Source organism: Roseofilum acuticapitatum BLCC-M154 (genome assembly GCF_030068475.1).
Taxonomy (GTDB): Bacteria; Cyanobacteriota; Cyanobacteriia; order Cyanobacteriales; family Desertifilaceae; genus Roseofilum; species Roseofilum acuticapitatum.
Genome location: NZ_JAQOSP010000099.1, coordinates 12294 through 27770 on the forward strand (window position 1 = coordinate 12294; position 15477 = coordinate 27770).

The window sequence follows — 15477 nt, forward strand, 5'->3', positions numbered from 1 at the left end:
AAATGGGAGAATCATGTTAGAATTATTAAGAAATTTATAGTTTAACGACCTTTAGGTATATATGTCTCTTCCCATTCGCAATGTTGCCATTATTGCCCACGTCGATCATGGCAAAACAACTCTTGTGGATGCTCTGCTCAAGCAATCGGGGATTTTTCGCGAAGGTGAAGAAGTCCCCGATTGTGTCATGGATTCTAATACCCTGGAACGAGAGCGGGGAATTACAATTCTGTCTAAAAATACTGCGGTTCACTATAAAGATACCTTAATTAATATCGTTGATACCCCAGGCCACGCGGATTTTGGTGGCGAAGTCGAACGGGTTTTAGGCATGGTTGATGGCTGTATCCTGATTGTGGATGCCAATGAAGGCCCTATGCCTCAAACCCGATTTGTACTGAAAAAAGCCCTAGAAAAAGGCCTGCGTCCGATTGTGGTGGTGAATAAAATAGATCGACCCCAAGCCGATCCCTATGGGGCGATCGACAAAGTATTAGACTTATTCCTAGAATTGGGCGCAGATGACGATCAATGTGAGTTCCCCTATCTATTTGCTTCCGGGATTCAAGGGTATGCCAAAGATGACCTAGAGGGCGAGTCTGAGGACATGAAACCCCTATTTGAGGCGATTTTGCATCATGTTCCCCCTCCGGTTGGCGATCCCAAGAAACCCCTACAATTACAAGTGACTACCCTAGATTACTCAGAATATCTCGGTCGAATTGTGATTGGTAGAATCCATAATGGAACCATCCGAGCGAACCAACAAGCTGCTTTAGTTAAAGATAATGGCGAAATTGTCAAGTCTAAAATCTCTAAATTGATGGGATTTCAAGGCTTAAGCCGGGTGGAGATGGAGGAAGCCTCAGCCGGATATATTGTAGCTGTGGCTGGATTTAGTGATGCCAACATTGGGGAAACCATTACTTGTCCCAATGAACCGCAAGCCCTACCTTTAATTAAGGTGGATGAGCCAACGTTGCAAATGACCTTCTCTGTCAATGATTCTCCCTTTGCGGGACAAGAAGGACAATTTGTCACTTCTCGTCAATTACGCGATCGCCTTTTCCGGGAACTAGAAACCAACGTCGCTCTGCGTATCCAAGAAACCGATTCCCCCGACTCCTTCCTCGTTTCTGGACGCGGTGAACTGCATCTGGGTATCCTCATTGAAACCATGCGTCGTGAAGGATACGAGTTCCAGGTCTCCCAACCCCAAGTTATCTATCGCGAAGTCAACGGCCAACCCTGCGAACCCTACGAATGTCTCATTCTGGACATTCCCGAAGAATCCGTAGGCGGATGTATGGAACGGCTCGGCCAACGTCGCGGCGAAATGCAAGATATGCAAATGGGAGGCAATGGCCGCGCTCAACTCGAATTTGTCATTCCTGCACGGGGTCTCATTGGCTTCCGAGGTGAATTTATGCGCCTCACCCGTGGCGAAGGCATTATGAATCATAGCTTTTTTGAATATCGTGGCTTAGGGGGAGATGTGGAAACCCGGCGTAATGGGGTTTTAGTCGCCTTTGAAGAAGGAACCGCCACCTTTTATGCTCTCAAAAATGCAGAAGACCGGGGCGTATTTTTCATTACTCCCGGAACTAAAGTCTATAAAGGCATGATTGTCGGCGAACATAACCGTCCCCAAGATTTGGACTTAAATGTTTGTAAGACCAAACAACTCACTAACGTGCGCTCTTCTACCGGCGATGAACTGGTACAATTGCAAACTCCTGTACAAATGAGTTTGGAGCGGGCTTTGGAATATATTGGCTCCGATGAATTGGTGGAAGTGACCCCAGAATCTGTGCGCCTGCGGAAGGTGAGCAAGAAGCTCGTCAAACGTTAACGAGGCAATATTTTATAAGTAAGGTGGGCAGTGCCCACCCTACCATTTTTGTCTCAGGGTTCAACGAATTAACTAGATTAAAGAACCCCCACAACTCGAACCAGTTCCAGCCGTGCAACCATAGCAATAGGGCGCTGTTCTCACCTCTTGAATAAGGTCTAAATTTCCTCGTTCTAATACTTTAGCTACCGTCAAAGTTTCTCCGGTAGCTGTTCGTGCGGGGATACCTTCCATCTGATTAAAGTCACAATCATAAATTTGCCCTAAATAATCCACAGATAATTCCGGTTTACACATCAGTCCCGGTACAGTCTCAGGATTAAAGTTATCCTCTAGGAATTGCAAATAAGAATCATATAAACTTCGCTTTTGCAGATAAAGTTTAGTCCGGCCAATGGGTAAATTGGTAATGGTCAAGAGATGATTAAAAACAATATCAAAATGCTCTTGTAAATACTGTTTATAAGCTCTCTCTAGATTTTGCTGATTGGGGGTTAAGGCAAAATTCTCTGAGTTGGGCATGGCGGGATTGTAGACCAAATCGAGAATGAGATGGGGATCTTGACCATAACCGAGTTGATTTAAACGTTGTAGGGCGCGAATAGATGCCTGATAAACGCCATTGCCGCGCATTTTATCGACATTATCTTCTAGATAGCAGGGCAAAGAGGCAATGACGCGCACTTGATGAGCAGCAAAATATTCGGGTAAGTCTTGATAACCTTCGACAAAAAAGATGGTTAAATTGGAGCGGACAATAATTTCTTTTCCTGCTTCTCTAGCCGCCTCTACCAGGGGACGAAAGCCATAATTGATTTCTGGCGCTCCTCCGGTTAGATCTACGGTTTTAATTTGGGGAAAAGTTTGGATTAATTGAATCAGTTGAGAGCAGATTTCTGGGGTGAGTTCTTCTGTGCGTTTGGGCCCGGCTTCGACATGGCAATGAGTGCAGGCAAGGTTGCAGCGTTTACCTAAATTAATTTGTAAGACTGTGATTTTCTCTTTAGTGAGAGGAGTCTTGAGTTTGCGCTCGAAAGGGGTAAGGTTGGTTTTTAGCATGGACAAAAGTAGAATGATAAGGCGATCGCTGAGTTAGGGTAGATTGCTCTCCCCTAGATAATCTATAGCATTGAAATCTGCTTTACCGGTTGAGAATATCTGGCCAATGACGATTGGCTTTAGTAATATTACCAGGAATATCCTGCATCCACTGGGCTTGTACGGATTTACTGTAGTTCAGATATAGTTTCCCTTCATAGATTGTCCAAGCATTGGGATCGACTGGGGCAAGGTTTCCTTCACTCATGGCTTTAGCGCAGTATCCCCCATATTGGGGAGCATATTCGCTGGGGTTAGCGGCAAATTTATCGCGGTTTTCAGCACTGCTAAAGTACCAGGTGGTTCCGTTCCATTGGTGTTGATATTCAGCATTGCCCATCATGGCATTTTCATTCTTGCCTTTCATAAAATAGGCGACTGGATCGGCTCCTCGGATAGCTACACCGTCACGAGAGAAAACGGCGGGATGTTTGGTAGCACCCGCGCAAGGATTACCCGCACAAGGATTGCCCGCACAGGGATTTTTACCCGCGCAAGGATTACCCGCGCAAGGATTACCCGCACAGGGATTACCCGCACAAGGATTACCTGCACAGGGATTGCCCGAACAAGGATTACCCGCACAGGGATTACCTGCACAGGCTTTGAGAGAACTAGAGGTTTGACTGCTTTTGAACTGCCCTTGGGCATAGTTGTGAGCAGTAATGCCAACAGTAAAGATAGAGGCGATCGCCAGGGTAGTAATGTACTTTAGTTTCATGAATGACTCCGATAACCTTATCGATACAGCGCTTGGCTTGCTTTTTGCAATGATTAATCTTAATAAGATTGTACTCAGTTACAGCGCTTTGTGTTGCAACTGGTATGTGCTGACCTTTCCATCAAACCCTACTGAGCTGAACTACCTATGAGAGAAATCTGAACCCTTCCTGAGAATTTTCTCGGTGGGTTCCCTTTTCAGTTAGGGTTGTCTTCAGAAGTTTTTGATTTAAAGAGCGATCCGATGCAAGCTGCTGATTGGTTGATTAATGAACAAGGGGAGCGTCTACCCTTAATTTCTGGTCGTTCTCCAGAGTTTGGGGATAAACCCTATCGGTTATATCGGTTTCTGACTGATTTAGAAACGATTTTATGGGAGATCCCCGAAGATGAACAACGGTTACCTGAAATTGCTGTCTGTTTGCGCCAACTTTTAGATTATTCTCCTTGGTTACAAACCTATTATTTAGAACCCGATCCAAATCCAGGATGGTCAATTTTATCCCTGTATGATGAACCGGATTTTAAGCTTACCCTGCAAATTGTGGCTTGGTTACCGGGAAATATTTCGCCGATTCATAATCATGGCAGTTGGGGAGTAGTGGCTTTATTAAGTGGAGAGGAAAAGAATACATTTTGGCGCAGAAGTCCGACTCCTGAATTGAGCGATCGCATTGAAGCCGTAGACTCGTATATTTTAGCTCCAGGAGAAATTATCACTTTTTTACCAGATGCCATTCACAGTGTGGAACCTTTGGGGGATGAACCGGCAATTACATTAAATATATATGGGGAAACGAAGGTAAAAAATCGGTTTGAATTCGATCCGGTTCATCATAAGGCGTGGAATTTTTAGATTGACAACAGTGAAGGAGGAAAACGGTATACTAGGGAACAAAGCGTTTATCCTCAAGCCCTATGCAAACCAGCGATCTGACTCCTTCTGCTTGGCAACAACTCCGACAAGGTACGGTGAACTGTGATGAAGCCCTGAAGCTCTTGGTTGATAGCGATCGCAACCTTAACCTTTCTTTACTCGATGCTGAAGTCAGTTCTCGGTTTTGGCGAGAATTCCCCGATCGCCAGAACCTCCCCCCCGTTATTCCCTTGCTTCTGTGGCGCAACTGCTACTATCTCGGCTCTCCGGTAACCGTGGAAGCCGATCGCATTCGGGACATGAGCGAGCGTACCCTCACCAACCTTAAAATCATCCCCATTACTCAAAAAAGTTACAGCGCTTGGCATCATACCCGCACCTTTGACCATACCCGCATCAGTTCCGCTCCCCTAGTGAACCCCATCACCGGGGAACTCGAACAAGAAAATATTACCGAAGTTACCGAACTCTACCTATCCAAAGCCGTCGGCCAAATTAGCCGCATTAAAACCATCATTTCCGGCGCTCTCCGCAACCGCGCCAGCGATATCCACCTCGAACCCCTGCCCCAAGGCTTGCGCGTTCGGTATCGAATTGATGGTGTACTCCGAGATATTACCACCCTATCACTAGAAGTCAGCCGTAAAGTCATTGTGGCTCTCAAAGTCATGTCCAATATGGACATTGCCGAAAGTCGTCGTCCCCAAGATGGGCGGATTGGCGAAAAATACGCCACCCAAGACAACCTAGAATTGGGGATGGATATGCGCGTCAGTACCCTCCCCTGTGTCAGTGGCGAAAAAGCCGTCATCCGTCTCCTGCCTCGGCAAAATCCCTTTAGTAAAATTGAAGACCTAGGTTTTAACCATAAAACCTTACCTCTTTATCAAGACTGGTTACGGCAACCCCAAGGCATGATTATCCTCACCGGGCCCACCGGTTCCGGTAAAACCAGCACCCTTTATACCAGCTTGCAATCCGTAGCCACAGAACAGGTGAATGTCGTCACCGTAGAAGATCCCGTAGAATATATCTTACCTGGCATCACCCAAACCCAAGTCCATGAACGGGCCGGCATGACCTTTGCGGCCGGCTTGCGGGCGATTTTGCGCCAAGATCCAGATATCATCATGGTGGGGGAAATTCGCGACCATGAAACAGCAGAAACCGCAGTCCGAGCAGCTTTGACCGGTCATTTAGTCTTTACCACCTTGCATACCAATGATGCCGTGGGAGCCATTCCCCGACTCAAAGATATCGGCCCCGATCCTGGTCTAATTAGTGACGCGCTATTGGGAATAATTGCCCAGCGTTTAGTCCGCTCTATTTGCCCCCATTGTGGTACACCCTATCGTCCCAGCGAAGAAGATTTAAGGATTTTGGGAATTGGCTTACATGAAGCGAATCCGGAAGAGTGGCGCAAAGGACAAGGCTGTACCCAGTGTTTTCAGTCCGGATATTCAGGACGACAGGCCATCATTGAATTACTGAATGTGGATGACTCAATTCGCGAGTTAATTTATGAAGGGGGAGTGACCGAATTGCGCCGATATTTGAAAGATACGGATTTTATGTCCTTTCGCAAAGCCGCCACGGATAAGGTCACTCTAGGGAAAACCACAGTAGATGAAGTGGTGCGGGTTCTGCCTCGCAGCGCCATGCACTATAAACTAACTTGAGAGTCAATCCCCCATTCCCCACTACCCATCCTAGAAGTGATACCATAAGGAAAAGTCTTTTGCACCCTTGTATAGCGTCTGGTAGAGTAAATCGATTATGCTGAAAAACCTGTTTGGTGACCCCAACACCCGCAAATTAAAAAAATATCAGCCCTTCGTTTCTGAAATCAACCTCTACGAAGAAGACATCCAAGGTCTATCGGACGACCAATTGCGGGGCAAAACCGGAGAATTTAAGCAGCGCCTAGAAAAAGCCGGTTCCGAACAAGCGCAAAAAGAATTACTCGATGAAATCCTTCCCGAAGCCTTCGCCGTCGTCCGCGAAGCCGCCAAGCGCGTCCTAGGAATGCGCCACTACGATGTACAAATGATTGGGGGAATGGTTCTCCATGATGGCCAAATTGCCGAAATGAAAACCGGGGAAGGAAAAACCCTAGTGGCAACCCTTCCCGCTTATCTGAATGCTCTGAGCGGAAAAGGGGTTCACGTCATCACCGTCAACGACTACCTCGCCCGTCGGGATGCAGAATGGATGGGTCAAGTCCATCGCTTCCTAGGCCTGAGCGTAGGCTTAATTCAGCAAGGTATGGCCCCCTCAGAACGCCGCAAAAACTATAGCTGCGATATTACCTACGCCACCAACTCTGAAGTCGGGTTTGACTATCTGCGGGATAATATGGCTTCGTCCATGGCAGAAGTGGTGCATCGGCCGTTTAACTTCTGCATTATTGACGAAGTGGATTCAGTCTTAGTGGATGAAGCCCGAACCCCTCTAATTATTTCAGGTCAAGTAGACCGTCCTAGCGAAAAGTATATTAGAGCGGCTCAACTGGCCCAAACCTTGACGGCCTTAGACGAGGAAAGCGGACAAGGCCATTATGAAGTAGATGAAAAAGCCCGCAATGTGCTGTTAACGGATGAGGGCTATATTGCGGCAGAGAAATTTCTAGAAGTTTCGGACTTGTTTAACCCGGATGACCCTTGGGCCCATTTTGTCTTCAATGCGATTAAGGCCAAGGAGTTGTTTATTAAGGATGTCAACTATATTGTCCGCGAAGATGAGATTGTTATTGTAGATGAGTTTACCGGTCGGGTGATGCAGGGTCGTCGCTGGAGTGATGGACTTCATCAGGCCATTGAAGCCAAAGAGCATGTGGAAATTCAGCCGGAAACCCAGACTTTGGCCACGATTACCTATCAAAATTTCTTTTTGCTCTATCCCAAGTTGTCAGGAATGACGGGGACAGCAAAAACGGAGGAAGCGGAATTTGAGAAAATCTATAACTTAGAGGTGACCATTGTTCCGACTAACCGGCCTACGGGACGCAAAGATATGGCCGATGTGGTCTACAAAACGGAGGAAGCGAAGTGGAAAGCGGTGGCCCAAGATTGTGCCGAACTCCATCACCAAGGGCGGCCGATTTTGGTGGGAACTACGAGTGTAGAAAAGTCGGAAGTGTTGTCTAATCTGTTGAGTCAGTTGGAAGTGCCCCATCAGTTGCTGAATGCGAAGCCGGAGAATGTGGAGCGGGAATCGGAAATTGTGGCTCAGGCGGGACGCAAAGGAGCGGTGACGATTGCCACGAACATGGCAGGAAGAGGTACGGATATTATTTTGGGCGGAAATGCGGATTATATGGCCCGTCTGAAGTTGCGGGAGTATTTTATGCCCCGAATTGTGAAGCCGGAAGATGAGGAGGGCTTTGGGGTGGCTAAAGTGCCGGGTATGGGTAAACGGAAGGCGGCCCAAGGGTTTAGTTTGGATAAGAAGGTGAAAACTTGGAAGGTGTCGCCTAAGATTTTCCCAACGGAGTTGTCTGGGAGTACCCAAGCGAAGTTAAAAGAGGTGGTGAATTTTGCGGTGGCGCAGTATGGAGAGCTATCTTTACCGGAGTTGACGGCGGAGGATAAGGTGGCGATTGCGGCGGAGAAAGCGCCGACGAATGACCCGGTGGTGCAAAAGTTGCGGGAAGTGTTTAATCTGATTCGCTCGGAGTATGAGGAGTGGACAGACCGGGAACATGAGGAGGTGATTGAGCTGGGCGGCTTGTTTGTGATGGGGACGGAGCGCCATGATTCTCGACGGATTGATAATCAGCTCCGAGGTCGGGCGGGTCGTCAGGGTGACCCTGGGACGACGAAGTTTTTCCTGAGTTTACAGGATAACTTGTTGCGGATTTTTGGGGGCGATCGCGTGGCGGGCTTGATGGAGGCTTTCCGGGTGGAAGAAGATATGCCCATTGAGTCGGGAATGCTCACCCGTTCTCTGGAAGGGGCGCAAAAGAAAGTCGAGACTTACTACTACGACATCCGTAAGCAGGTGTTTGAATATGACGAGGTGATGAATAACCAGCGTAAAGCGATTTATGCTGAACGTCGCCGGGTTTTGGAAGGGCAAGACCTGAAGGAACAGGTGATTGCCTATGCAGAGCGGACGATGGACGATATTGTAGAAGCCTATGTGAATCCAGAATTACCGGCTGAAGAGTGGGATTTGGGACAACTGGTGAGTAAGGTGCAAGAGTTTGTCTATCTGCTCAGAGATTTGCAACCGCAACAACTGGAGGATTTGAGTTTCAGTGAGATGAAAACTTTCTTACATGAGCAAGTCCGTATTGCTTATGATTTGAAAGAGGCGGAAGTTGACCAAATTCAAGTTGGGTTGATGCGTCAAGCGGAACGGTTCTTTATTCTCCAGCAAATTGATACCCTATGGCGGGAGCATCTCCAACAAATGGATGCTTTGCGGGAGTCGGTGGGATTACGCGGTTATGGACAAAAAGATCCTCTGATTGAGTATAAGAGTGAGGGGTATGAGTTGTTCTTGGAGATGATGATTTCGATTCGCCGGAATGTGGTTTATTCTCTGTTCCAATTCCAACCCCAAGCTCAACCGAAGGCAGCCGCCCAACAGGAAACGGTGTAGGTTGAGTTGATGTAATGGATACATCCGGTTTGTTTGTGGGTTTGGCGACTTTAGATTTGCTCTATCTGACTCCCCAAATCCCGCAAGTTAATGAGAAAAAAGTAGCAGTTGATTATACTGTGGCGGCGGGCTGCCCGGCGACGAATGCGGCGATCGCCTTTGGGAATATGAGAGCTTCAGTATGAGAGCTAGAGGTGGAAAAAGAGGATCATAGGGGGATATTTTAGTAATTAATAATCACTCGTAATTTATCAGAAAGATCATGACAGATAGCTTACAACCCATGACCATCACCTTACCGCCCCTGCGGATTACGGTGAACGATCAACAACAGGTGAATTTAGAATGGATGCCCCAAAATCCAGGTCAAATTCCGCCCAGTCAACCGCAAATTCCAGAGAATTGGAAACGGTGGATCGCCTTAAATAAGCTGCATAATAAGCCGGAGCAGTCCATGATTGAGGCGATGAAACAACAGGGGATCGATCCGGCGATCGCCCGCCTAGCGATTAATCAGGTGATGGGGGAACCCTCCTATCAAATTGGTAATAATATTGCCCAACTGCTGCGAAAATTAGAATCAACCTTAGCGATTCAACAGCAACTGGCTGCCCTCTCTTCTAAGGCAACGGGGATTGAGCGGCGATCGGGCGTTTCGAGGCAAGAGTTTTTAGACCGCTATTATGCCACCAATACCCCCGTCATTCTAACCGATTTAATGCAAGATTGGCCGGCGATGCAAACCTGGTCACCGCAATACTTACAAGAAAAATATGGCTCGGTTGAAGTCCAAATTCAAGCGAACCGCAACAGCAACCCAGAATACGAAATTGAATGTGAAAAACACCGGAAAACCATCTTGCTTGCTGATTATGTAGAGCAAGTTTTAAACGGGGGAGAAAATAATGACTATTATATGGTTGCCAACAACCAAAACTTAGAGCGTGAGGAACTAAAAGGGCTGCTCAATGATATTGTCTTTTTCCCGGAATTCCTCAACCCAGAAGAAACCCACAATCGGGTCTTTTTCTGGTTTGGCCCTAGTGGAACCATTACCCCTTTACACCACGATCCAGTTAACTTAATGATGGCTCAAGTTTATGGCTGTAAACGCTGGCGCTTAATTTCTCCCCAACAAACTCCCCTCTTATATAATTATGTGGGAGTCTTTAGTAAGGTAGATTGCGAAAATCCAGATTATCAAAAATATCCCCTGTTTAAGAATGTGCAAATCATTGAAGAAGTCTTGCAACCGGGCGAAGTGATTTTTGTACCGGTGGGCTGGTGGCATCAGGTCAAAGCCCTAAATACCAGTATTTCCTTGTCGTTTACTAATTTTGTTTTTCCCAATCATTATACTTGGCAAGACCCCAATATCAGGGCATGGTAACCCGTGCTGAATGAGCATTCAACCCTGTATTCCATAACAGAGAAAAGTGCTGTATCGGAGTACAGTATATTAGGAGTGCGAGCATCTTGCTCGCTATATGACTATACCATTTCTTGGTGAGAATGCAAGGTTATAGATCCCCCAAACCCCCTTAAAAAGGGGGCTTTACAGAGCTGAAGTGTGGCACAATGAAGTAGAAATGGTATTAGGAGCATCTTGCTTACTACCTTTCTCTTTATCCCTAAAACTGAAAATAGAGAAATTCTGAAACTCGATTGAGGGATAATAAAGCAGTTGCTGTTAAAAGACCTACACCAGTTGCCCAATATATATTAGGTTTGAACTGAGTCAGGATCTCTTGAGTATTAGGTAAATATTTAACGGCTAAAGTGAGGCATAAGAGAATGAAAAAGGGTAGACTTTGACTCTGCCAAAATTCAGGTAAATAATTGAAGGAAAACCAGGATTGGAAAGTGATACCAAATTGAGTTAAGAAAGGGATATTTTCTAAGGAATCACTGGGTAAAATGATGCCATGGATGCCGCTCATGGTTTGCAAGAGTGTGAAGCCATCAGCGAGTTTTGTTGCCCTAAATAATACCCAGGCAATAATAACTGATAAAAAAGTAATGCTCCAGGATAAAAATTGGGGTAAGGTCAGATGGAATTTACGCCAGAGATGATTGATAGAAAGATAGAACCCATGGAGTCCTCCCCAGATGACATAAGTCCAGCCTGCACCATGCCAGAGTCCACCCAGGAGCATGGTGATGATTAAATGAGTATAGCGGCGCATTTCTCCTTGGCGATTGCCTCCTAGGGGAATATAAAGATAGTCTCGTAAGAAGTCAGATAAGGTGATGTGCCAGCGTTGCCAAAAGTCGCGAATGGAGGTGGCTTTATAGGGGGAATTAAAGTTAAGGGGGAGAAGGATATTAAACATTAATCCTAATCCGATCGCCATATCGGAGTAGCCTGAGAAGTCAAAGTAGAGCTGATAAGTATAACTCAATACGCCCATCCAGGCTTCAAGGAAAGTGACATCACTGGCATGATCGAAGACAGGGGCTACCCAGGGGGAGAGGCGATCGGCAATTAACACTTTTTTAGATAATCCTAAGCTAAATAAAACACATCCTTTGGTGAAGTTTTCGTGGGAGAAAATATAGGTTTTCAGGCTGCGAAACTGGGGAATCAGTTGATTGTGTCGTAAAATGGGGCCGGCAATCAATTGGGGAAAAAAGACCACAAATAAGCCATAGGTTAAGGGATTGTAGTTTAAGCTTTGGGTTTCCCCGCGATAGGCATCGACCAAATAGGCAATCTGAGTAAAGGTATAAAAGGAGATAGCTAAGGGTAGAATAATGTTAGGAATTGAAAGATGGGTGTGGAGAATTCCATTGATGGAATTGACTAAAAAATGGGCATATTTGTAATATCCAATCAGAAGTAAGTTAACCCCGATACCAATCCAGAGTAGGGTTTTAGCGGATTTACTTGGGGGTTCACTATGGGCAATCGCCTGTCCCATCTGATGATTAAAAATTACAGAGAGTAACAGTAGAGGCAAGGCGCTAATATTCCAATAGCCATAAAATACTAAGGATGCTACTGTTAACCACACCTGACTGGCTTTAATCAGCTTAAGCCGATTTAAACCGATCCATACTACTAAGGTTAGGGGTAAAAAGAGGAAAATAAAAATATAGGAATTGAACAGCATCAGAGTTCACAAACTGCTTTTTCTAAGATGAGGTAATATTAAGTCCGGATAAAGGGTGATATCAAGTCCGGTTTCCGCAAGCGGACATGAAAATTTTTAAGAAGCGGGCAAGATGCCCGCACTCCTCGAATTCTTTGATCTGACTGGAGTGGGAGCATCTTGCTCCCTGGATTTTTAATTAGGGTATTTCCGCTTCGCGGACATGAATAAGCGAACTTGATATTAGGAATTAAAATGCGATCGCCAGTTATAGCCAATTTCACCAGATCTCGCTCTGTGAGAATACTTAAATTGCTTTTTGAATATCAATACAGTTATAGCTATCTAGGGCAAACATCCCTGTAACCCTTTGCACTTGCTCCTGCTCTAGCATTGCTGCACCACACCAATAATGACTGATTTGCCATACAGTTTAGTTCGTTCTCCATAGAGATCGATCGCCATCAACTGACCATCACTACACCTACCCTTACCTTGATAAACGAGCCGCTTGCGCTCGCCCTCAAAACACTCTTGAATCTGATGAAACACAGAGCGCTTCCCCTCCAGTGCCATTAAATCCAGAAAAGACTCTAAAGCCACCAATTCTGCAAATCGATACCCAAATAACTGAGCTAATTGGCGATTGGCATACAAAAATTTTCCCCGTTCTGTGAGAATATAGAGTCCTAACTGAGCTAAAGACTCTTCTGCACTCGACTCTTCTTCTGAAGCCATTTCTGGCATTGAAGGGGGTTCAACTTTTTGATATTCCACATACAGACGCACATTATCCAACACCACCCCCATTTGTGCGGCGGTTTTCTCCATTAAACTCGCCACTTCTTCCGTAAAATATCCTGGTTGAGGATGCATCAGAGTTAAAATACCCAAAAGGGTTTGACTGCGAAAAATGGGTACACCTAATGCTGAACGCACCACATAGGGTTCATCGGGAAGGGTTAACCAGCGATCGTCTGTTTTGGTATCCGTAATTAAGCCAATTGTCCGATTATAATTCACCCAACCCGCCAATCCTTTATCTAAAACTTGCCCAATAATCGCTTTTTTTTCATCCCGAATAGTTGCCCCCCGCGCTAAGACACTGGCAACGACTGCTCCCTTTTGATCTAAGAAAAATAAGCTTCCTGCTTCTGCTTGAGTAAACTCGATGGCAATTTTCAAGGTTTGCTGCAATACCGATCGCAACATCAATGAACCCGTCGAAGTCCGCATTAAATTCGTAAAGGTGCGGAGCAGCTCATTTTGCGCTTCAAAGGCTTGGCGATCTTGTTTGAGATCCCGGATCTCTTGATGCAAACGATGGAGTTCTGCGGTTAGGGTTTCATCTTGGCGATCGCTCATTTTTCCTCAGTCCTAAAATTAAGGCGTTTGTGCTGGCGCTGGAGCTGACAAAGTTTCCGGCGACATATTAATAAAGGGTAGCGCACCTTGGCCCCCCATAACCGTTGGAAAACGACCATCCCATTTTTCAATCGCTAGTTTTTGTAACAAAATCGGCGTTAAGGTTTGCCGTTGCAGTCGTTGCGCTTCCGCTTGTCCTTTGGCACGGTTAATTTCTGCCTGGGCTTCTTTTTCGGCTTTCAAGGCTTCAAACTCGGCTCGTTTGGCTTCTTGTTCGGCAATTTGTTTTGCTTCAATCGCCTTAGCAAATTCGGCAGAAAAGGACACATTCACCAAAGAAACATCATCGATCAATATGCCATAGGATGTGATTCTTTCTTTGAGCGTTTTATCAATTTCTTCTTTCAATTCTGTGCGCCGAGTAATGATTTCTTCGGCATTTTTCTTGGCTGTTGCTGCCTTCACGACTTCCGAAACTGAAGGATTAATAATCCGAATTAAAATCTGTTCTTGGTCTCCCACTTGTTGAAAGACTCGATTGACTCGCGCCGGATCGATATGCCAGTTAATGGCGATTTCCATTTGTACATCTTGCAAGTCACGGGAAGAAGCTTCCGCATTCACATCATTTTTCTGTACCCGCACACTCAGATTCTGTACCGTTGTCATCACCGGAATAATGGGATGAATGCCTTCATCTAAGATCCCTTCTTGGACTTTCCCAAATTTCATGACTACTCCTCTCTCTCCGGCATTGATAATCACAAAGGGGCGGAAAATTAAACCCGCAAAAACCAGAAAGAATACTCCCAATACTGGAATCATCAGTTGGGGATTTGTGAATTGGGAATTGGAGGGAAAAGGATTAGGCGATTTCATGATGGCTAATAGGATTAAATGGGCAGTTCTGGGATACTGTCTAAAGAAGGAAGAGACCATAATTGAGACTCAACCGTCCCCTCTGTAACTCGATCGGCAGAAAGGCGATCGCATCGTCGAGCAAAGGGACATCGGCTGCATTCGCCGGAGGTGGCTGCAACTTGAGGAAAATCAATACCCTGGATATAGTCCCCCAACCCTTGTTTGAGTTGCTGTAACAGTTGACTTAACTCCGTTTGGGTTTGTTGATGCTGCTGGTTATTGTACTTAAATTCTAGGCAGGTTGCCCGATTGTTTAATGAATTTTTACCTTTAACAAACCAGTAAGTCATCGATATCTGTTCGGGGGTATAATTACTGGTTTGGGCTAAGACGAAGGGATAAAGACGGGTTTGCCAATTGTGTTGGAGGCGATCGCTATTTTGGGGTTGTAGATAGGTTTTCCAATCCATAATTTGGGCATCCTGCGATCGGCAAATGAGTAAGTCATAAATCACCGTCAGCCAATAACCCTCAAACTCTAGAGTCCTCTGATGTTCGCTCTCCCGAAATCCTTCCCCATCCGCAAACAAGGCTGGAGCAGCAGCTATCAATCCCTCTAAACTTTCTTTAAACTGGCGATCGCGCTCCAACATGCCCTCAATGGGTAGCCCTAATTCTCGCTGTTGCATGAACACATGAAACTGGTTTCCCCAGTCCAATTTTTCCTGCTGCTCCACAGAAACTACATAAGGAATTTTTTCTAAAAAAATATACTGAAATTTTCGTCCACAAGCACTCAATATATTTAAATGCCCCTGAGACAGGCGCAAGCTAAACTGCTCCATCATTTTTATGACCTCATCGAAAATACAGCGCTTTGCGCTGTATCGGTGGACAGTAGGAAAAGATCCCCCCTTGCCCCCCTTAAAAAGGGGGGAATAGGAAAGTCCCCCTTTTTAAGGGGGATTTAGGGGGATCAAGATGTCCCACATAACAGCGAAAACTGC

Annotated in this window: 12 protein-coding genes; 6 read left to right on the forward strand and 6 right to left on the reverse strand. The window is 45.8% G+C overall.

The genetic code is table 11. The features are described 5' to 3' along the window. The first annotated feature begins 61 nt into the window (after nt 1–61). On the forward strand, nt 62–1852 hold the full coding sequence (gene typA, locus PMG71_RS14660; protein WP_283754447.1) for a translational GTPase TypA: 1791 nt from the start codon (nt 62–64) through the stop codon (nt 1850–1852). A gap of 72 nt (nt 1853–1924) precedes the next feature. Here typA and arsS read toward each other — a convergent pair whose 3' ends face one another. Both arsS and PMG71_RS14670 read right to left on the reverse strand, forming a co-directional pair. After that, nucleotides 1925–2911 carry an arsenosugar biosynthesis radical SAM (seleno)protein ArsS gene (gene arsS, locus PMG71_RS14665; protein WP_283754448.1) on the reverse strand — a complete coding sequence of 329 codons (987 nt, stop codon included), beginning with the start codon at nt 2909–2911 and terminating at the stop codon, nt 1925–1927. Nucleotides 2912–2993: 82 nt separating this feature from the next. Continuing rightward, the gene (locus tag PMG71_RS14670) at nt 2994–3671 is read right to left on the reverse strand and encodes a YHS domain-containing (seleno)protein (protein WP_283754449.1); all 678 of its coding nucleotides are present in this window, start codon (nt 3669–3671) and stop codon (nt 2994–2996) included. A 207-nt stretch (nt 3672–3878) separates the two neighbouring features. Between PMG71_RS14670 and PMG71_RS14675 the strand changes: the two genes are divergently transcribed. From PMG71_RS14675 to PMG71_RS14695, 5 genes are all read left to right on the forward strand, one after another. Continuing rightward, entirely contained in the window at nt 3879–4526 is a 648-nt protein-coding gene (locus PMG71_RS14675) for a cysteine dioxygenase family protein (RefSeq protein ID WP_283754450.1), read from the forward strand. Between the two features lie 62 nt (nt 4527–4588). Continuing rightward, on the forward strand, nt 4589–6226 hold the full coding sequence (locus tag PMG71_RS14680) for a GspE/PulE family protein (RefSeq protein ID WP_283754451.1): 1638 nt from the start codon (nt 4589–4591) through the stop codon (nt 6224–6226). A gap of 97 nt (nt 6227–6323) precedes the next feature. Further along, nucleotides 6324–9152, forward strand: a complete 2829-nt coding sequence (secA, locus tag PMG71_RS14685; RefSeq protein WP_283754452.1) for a preprotein translocase subunit SecA — start codon at nt 6324–6326, stop codon at nt 9150–9152. Nucleotides 9153–9166: 14 nt separating this feature from the next. Next, nucleotides 9167–9337, forward strand: coding sequence for a hypothetical protein (locus tag PMG71_RS14690; protein WP_283754453.1), 171 nt, complete (start codon nt 9167–9169; stop codon nt 9335–9337). A gap of 77 nt (nt 9338–9414) precedes the next feature. After that, the gene (locus PMG71_RS14695; protein WP_283754454.1) at nt 9415–10542 is read left to right on the forward strand and encodes a cupin-like domain-containing protein; all 1128 of its coding nucleotides are present in this window, start codon (nt 9415–9417) and stop codon (nt 10540–10542) included. 241 nt (nt 10543–10783) lie between these two features. Here PMG71_RS14695 and PMG71_RS14700 read toward each other — a convergent pair whose 3' ends face one another. The 4 genes from PMG71_RS14700 to PMG71_RS14715 all read right to left on the reverse strand — a co-directional run bounded on the left by PMG71_RS14700 (nt 10784) and on the right by PMG71_RS14715 (nt 15318). After that, nucleotides 10784–12265 carry an MBOAT family O-acyltransferase gene (locus PMG71_RS14700; RefSeq protein ID WP_283754455.1) on the reverse strand — a complete coding sequence of 494 codons (1482 nt, stop codon included), beginning with the start codon at nt 12263–12265 and terminating at the stop codon, nt 10784–10786. A gap of 366 nt (nt 12266–12631) precedes the next feature. Continuing rightward, nucleotides 12632–13609: a GAF domain-containing protein gene (locus tag PMG71_RS14705; protein WP_283754456.1), complete on the reverse strand. Its 978-nt coding sequence runs from the start codon at nt 13607–13609 to the stop codon at nt 12632–12634. An 18-nt stretch (nt 13610–13627) separates the two neighbouring features. Continuing rightward, entirely contained in the window at nt 13628–14434 is an 807-nt protein-coding gene (locus PMG71_RS14710; RefSeq protein ID WP_347179295.1) for a prohibitin family protein, read from the reverse strand. A 68-nt stretch (nt 14435–14502) separates the two neighbouring features. Next, entirely contained in the window at nt 14503–15318 is an 816-nt protein-coding gene (locus PMG71_RS14715; protein ID WP_283754458.1) for a PD-(D/E)XK nuclease family protein, read from the reverse strand. Nucleotides 15319–15477 lie beyond the last annotated feature (159 nt).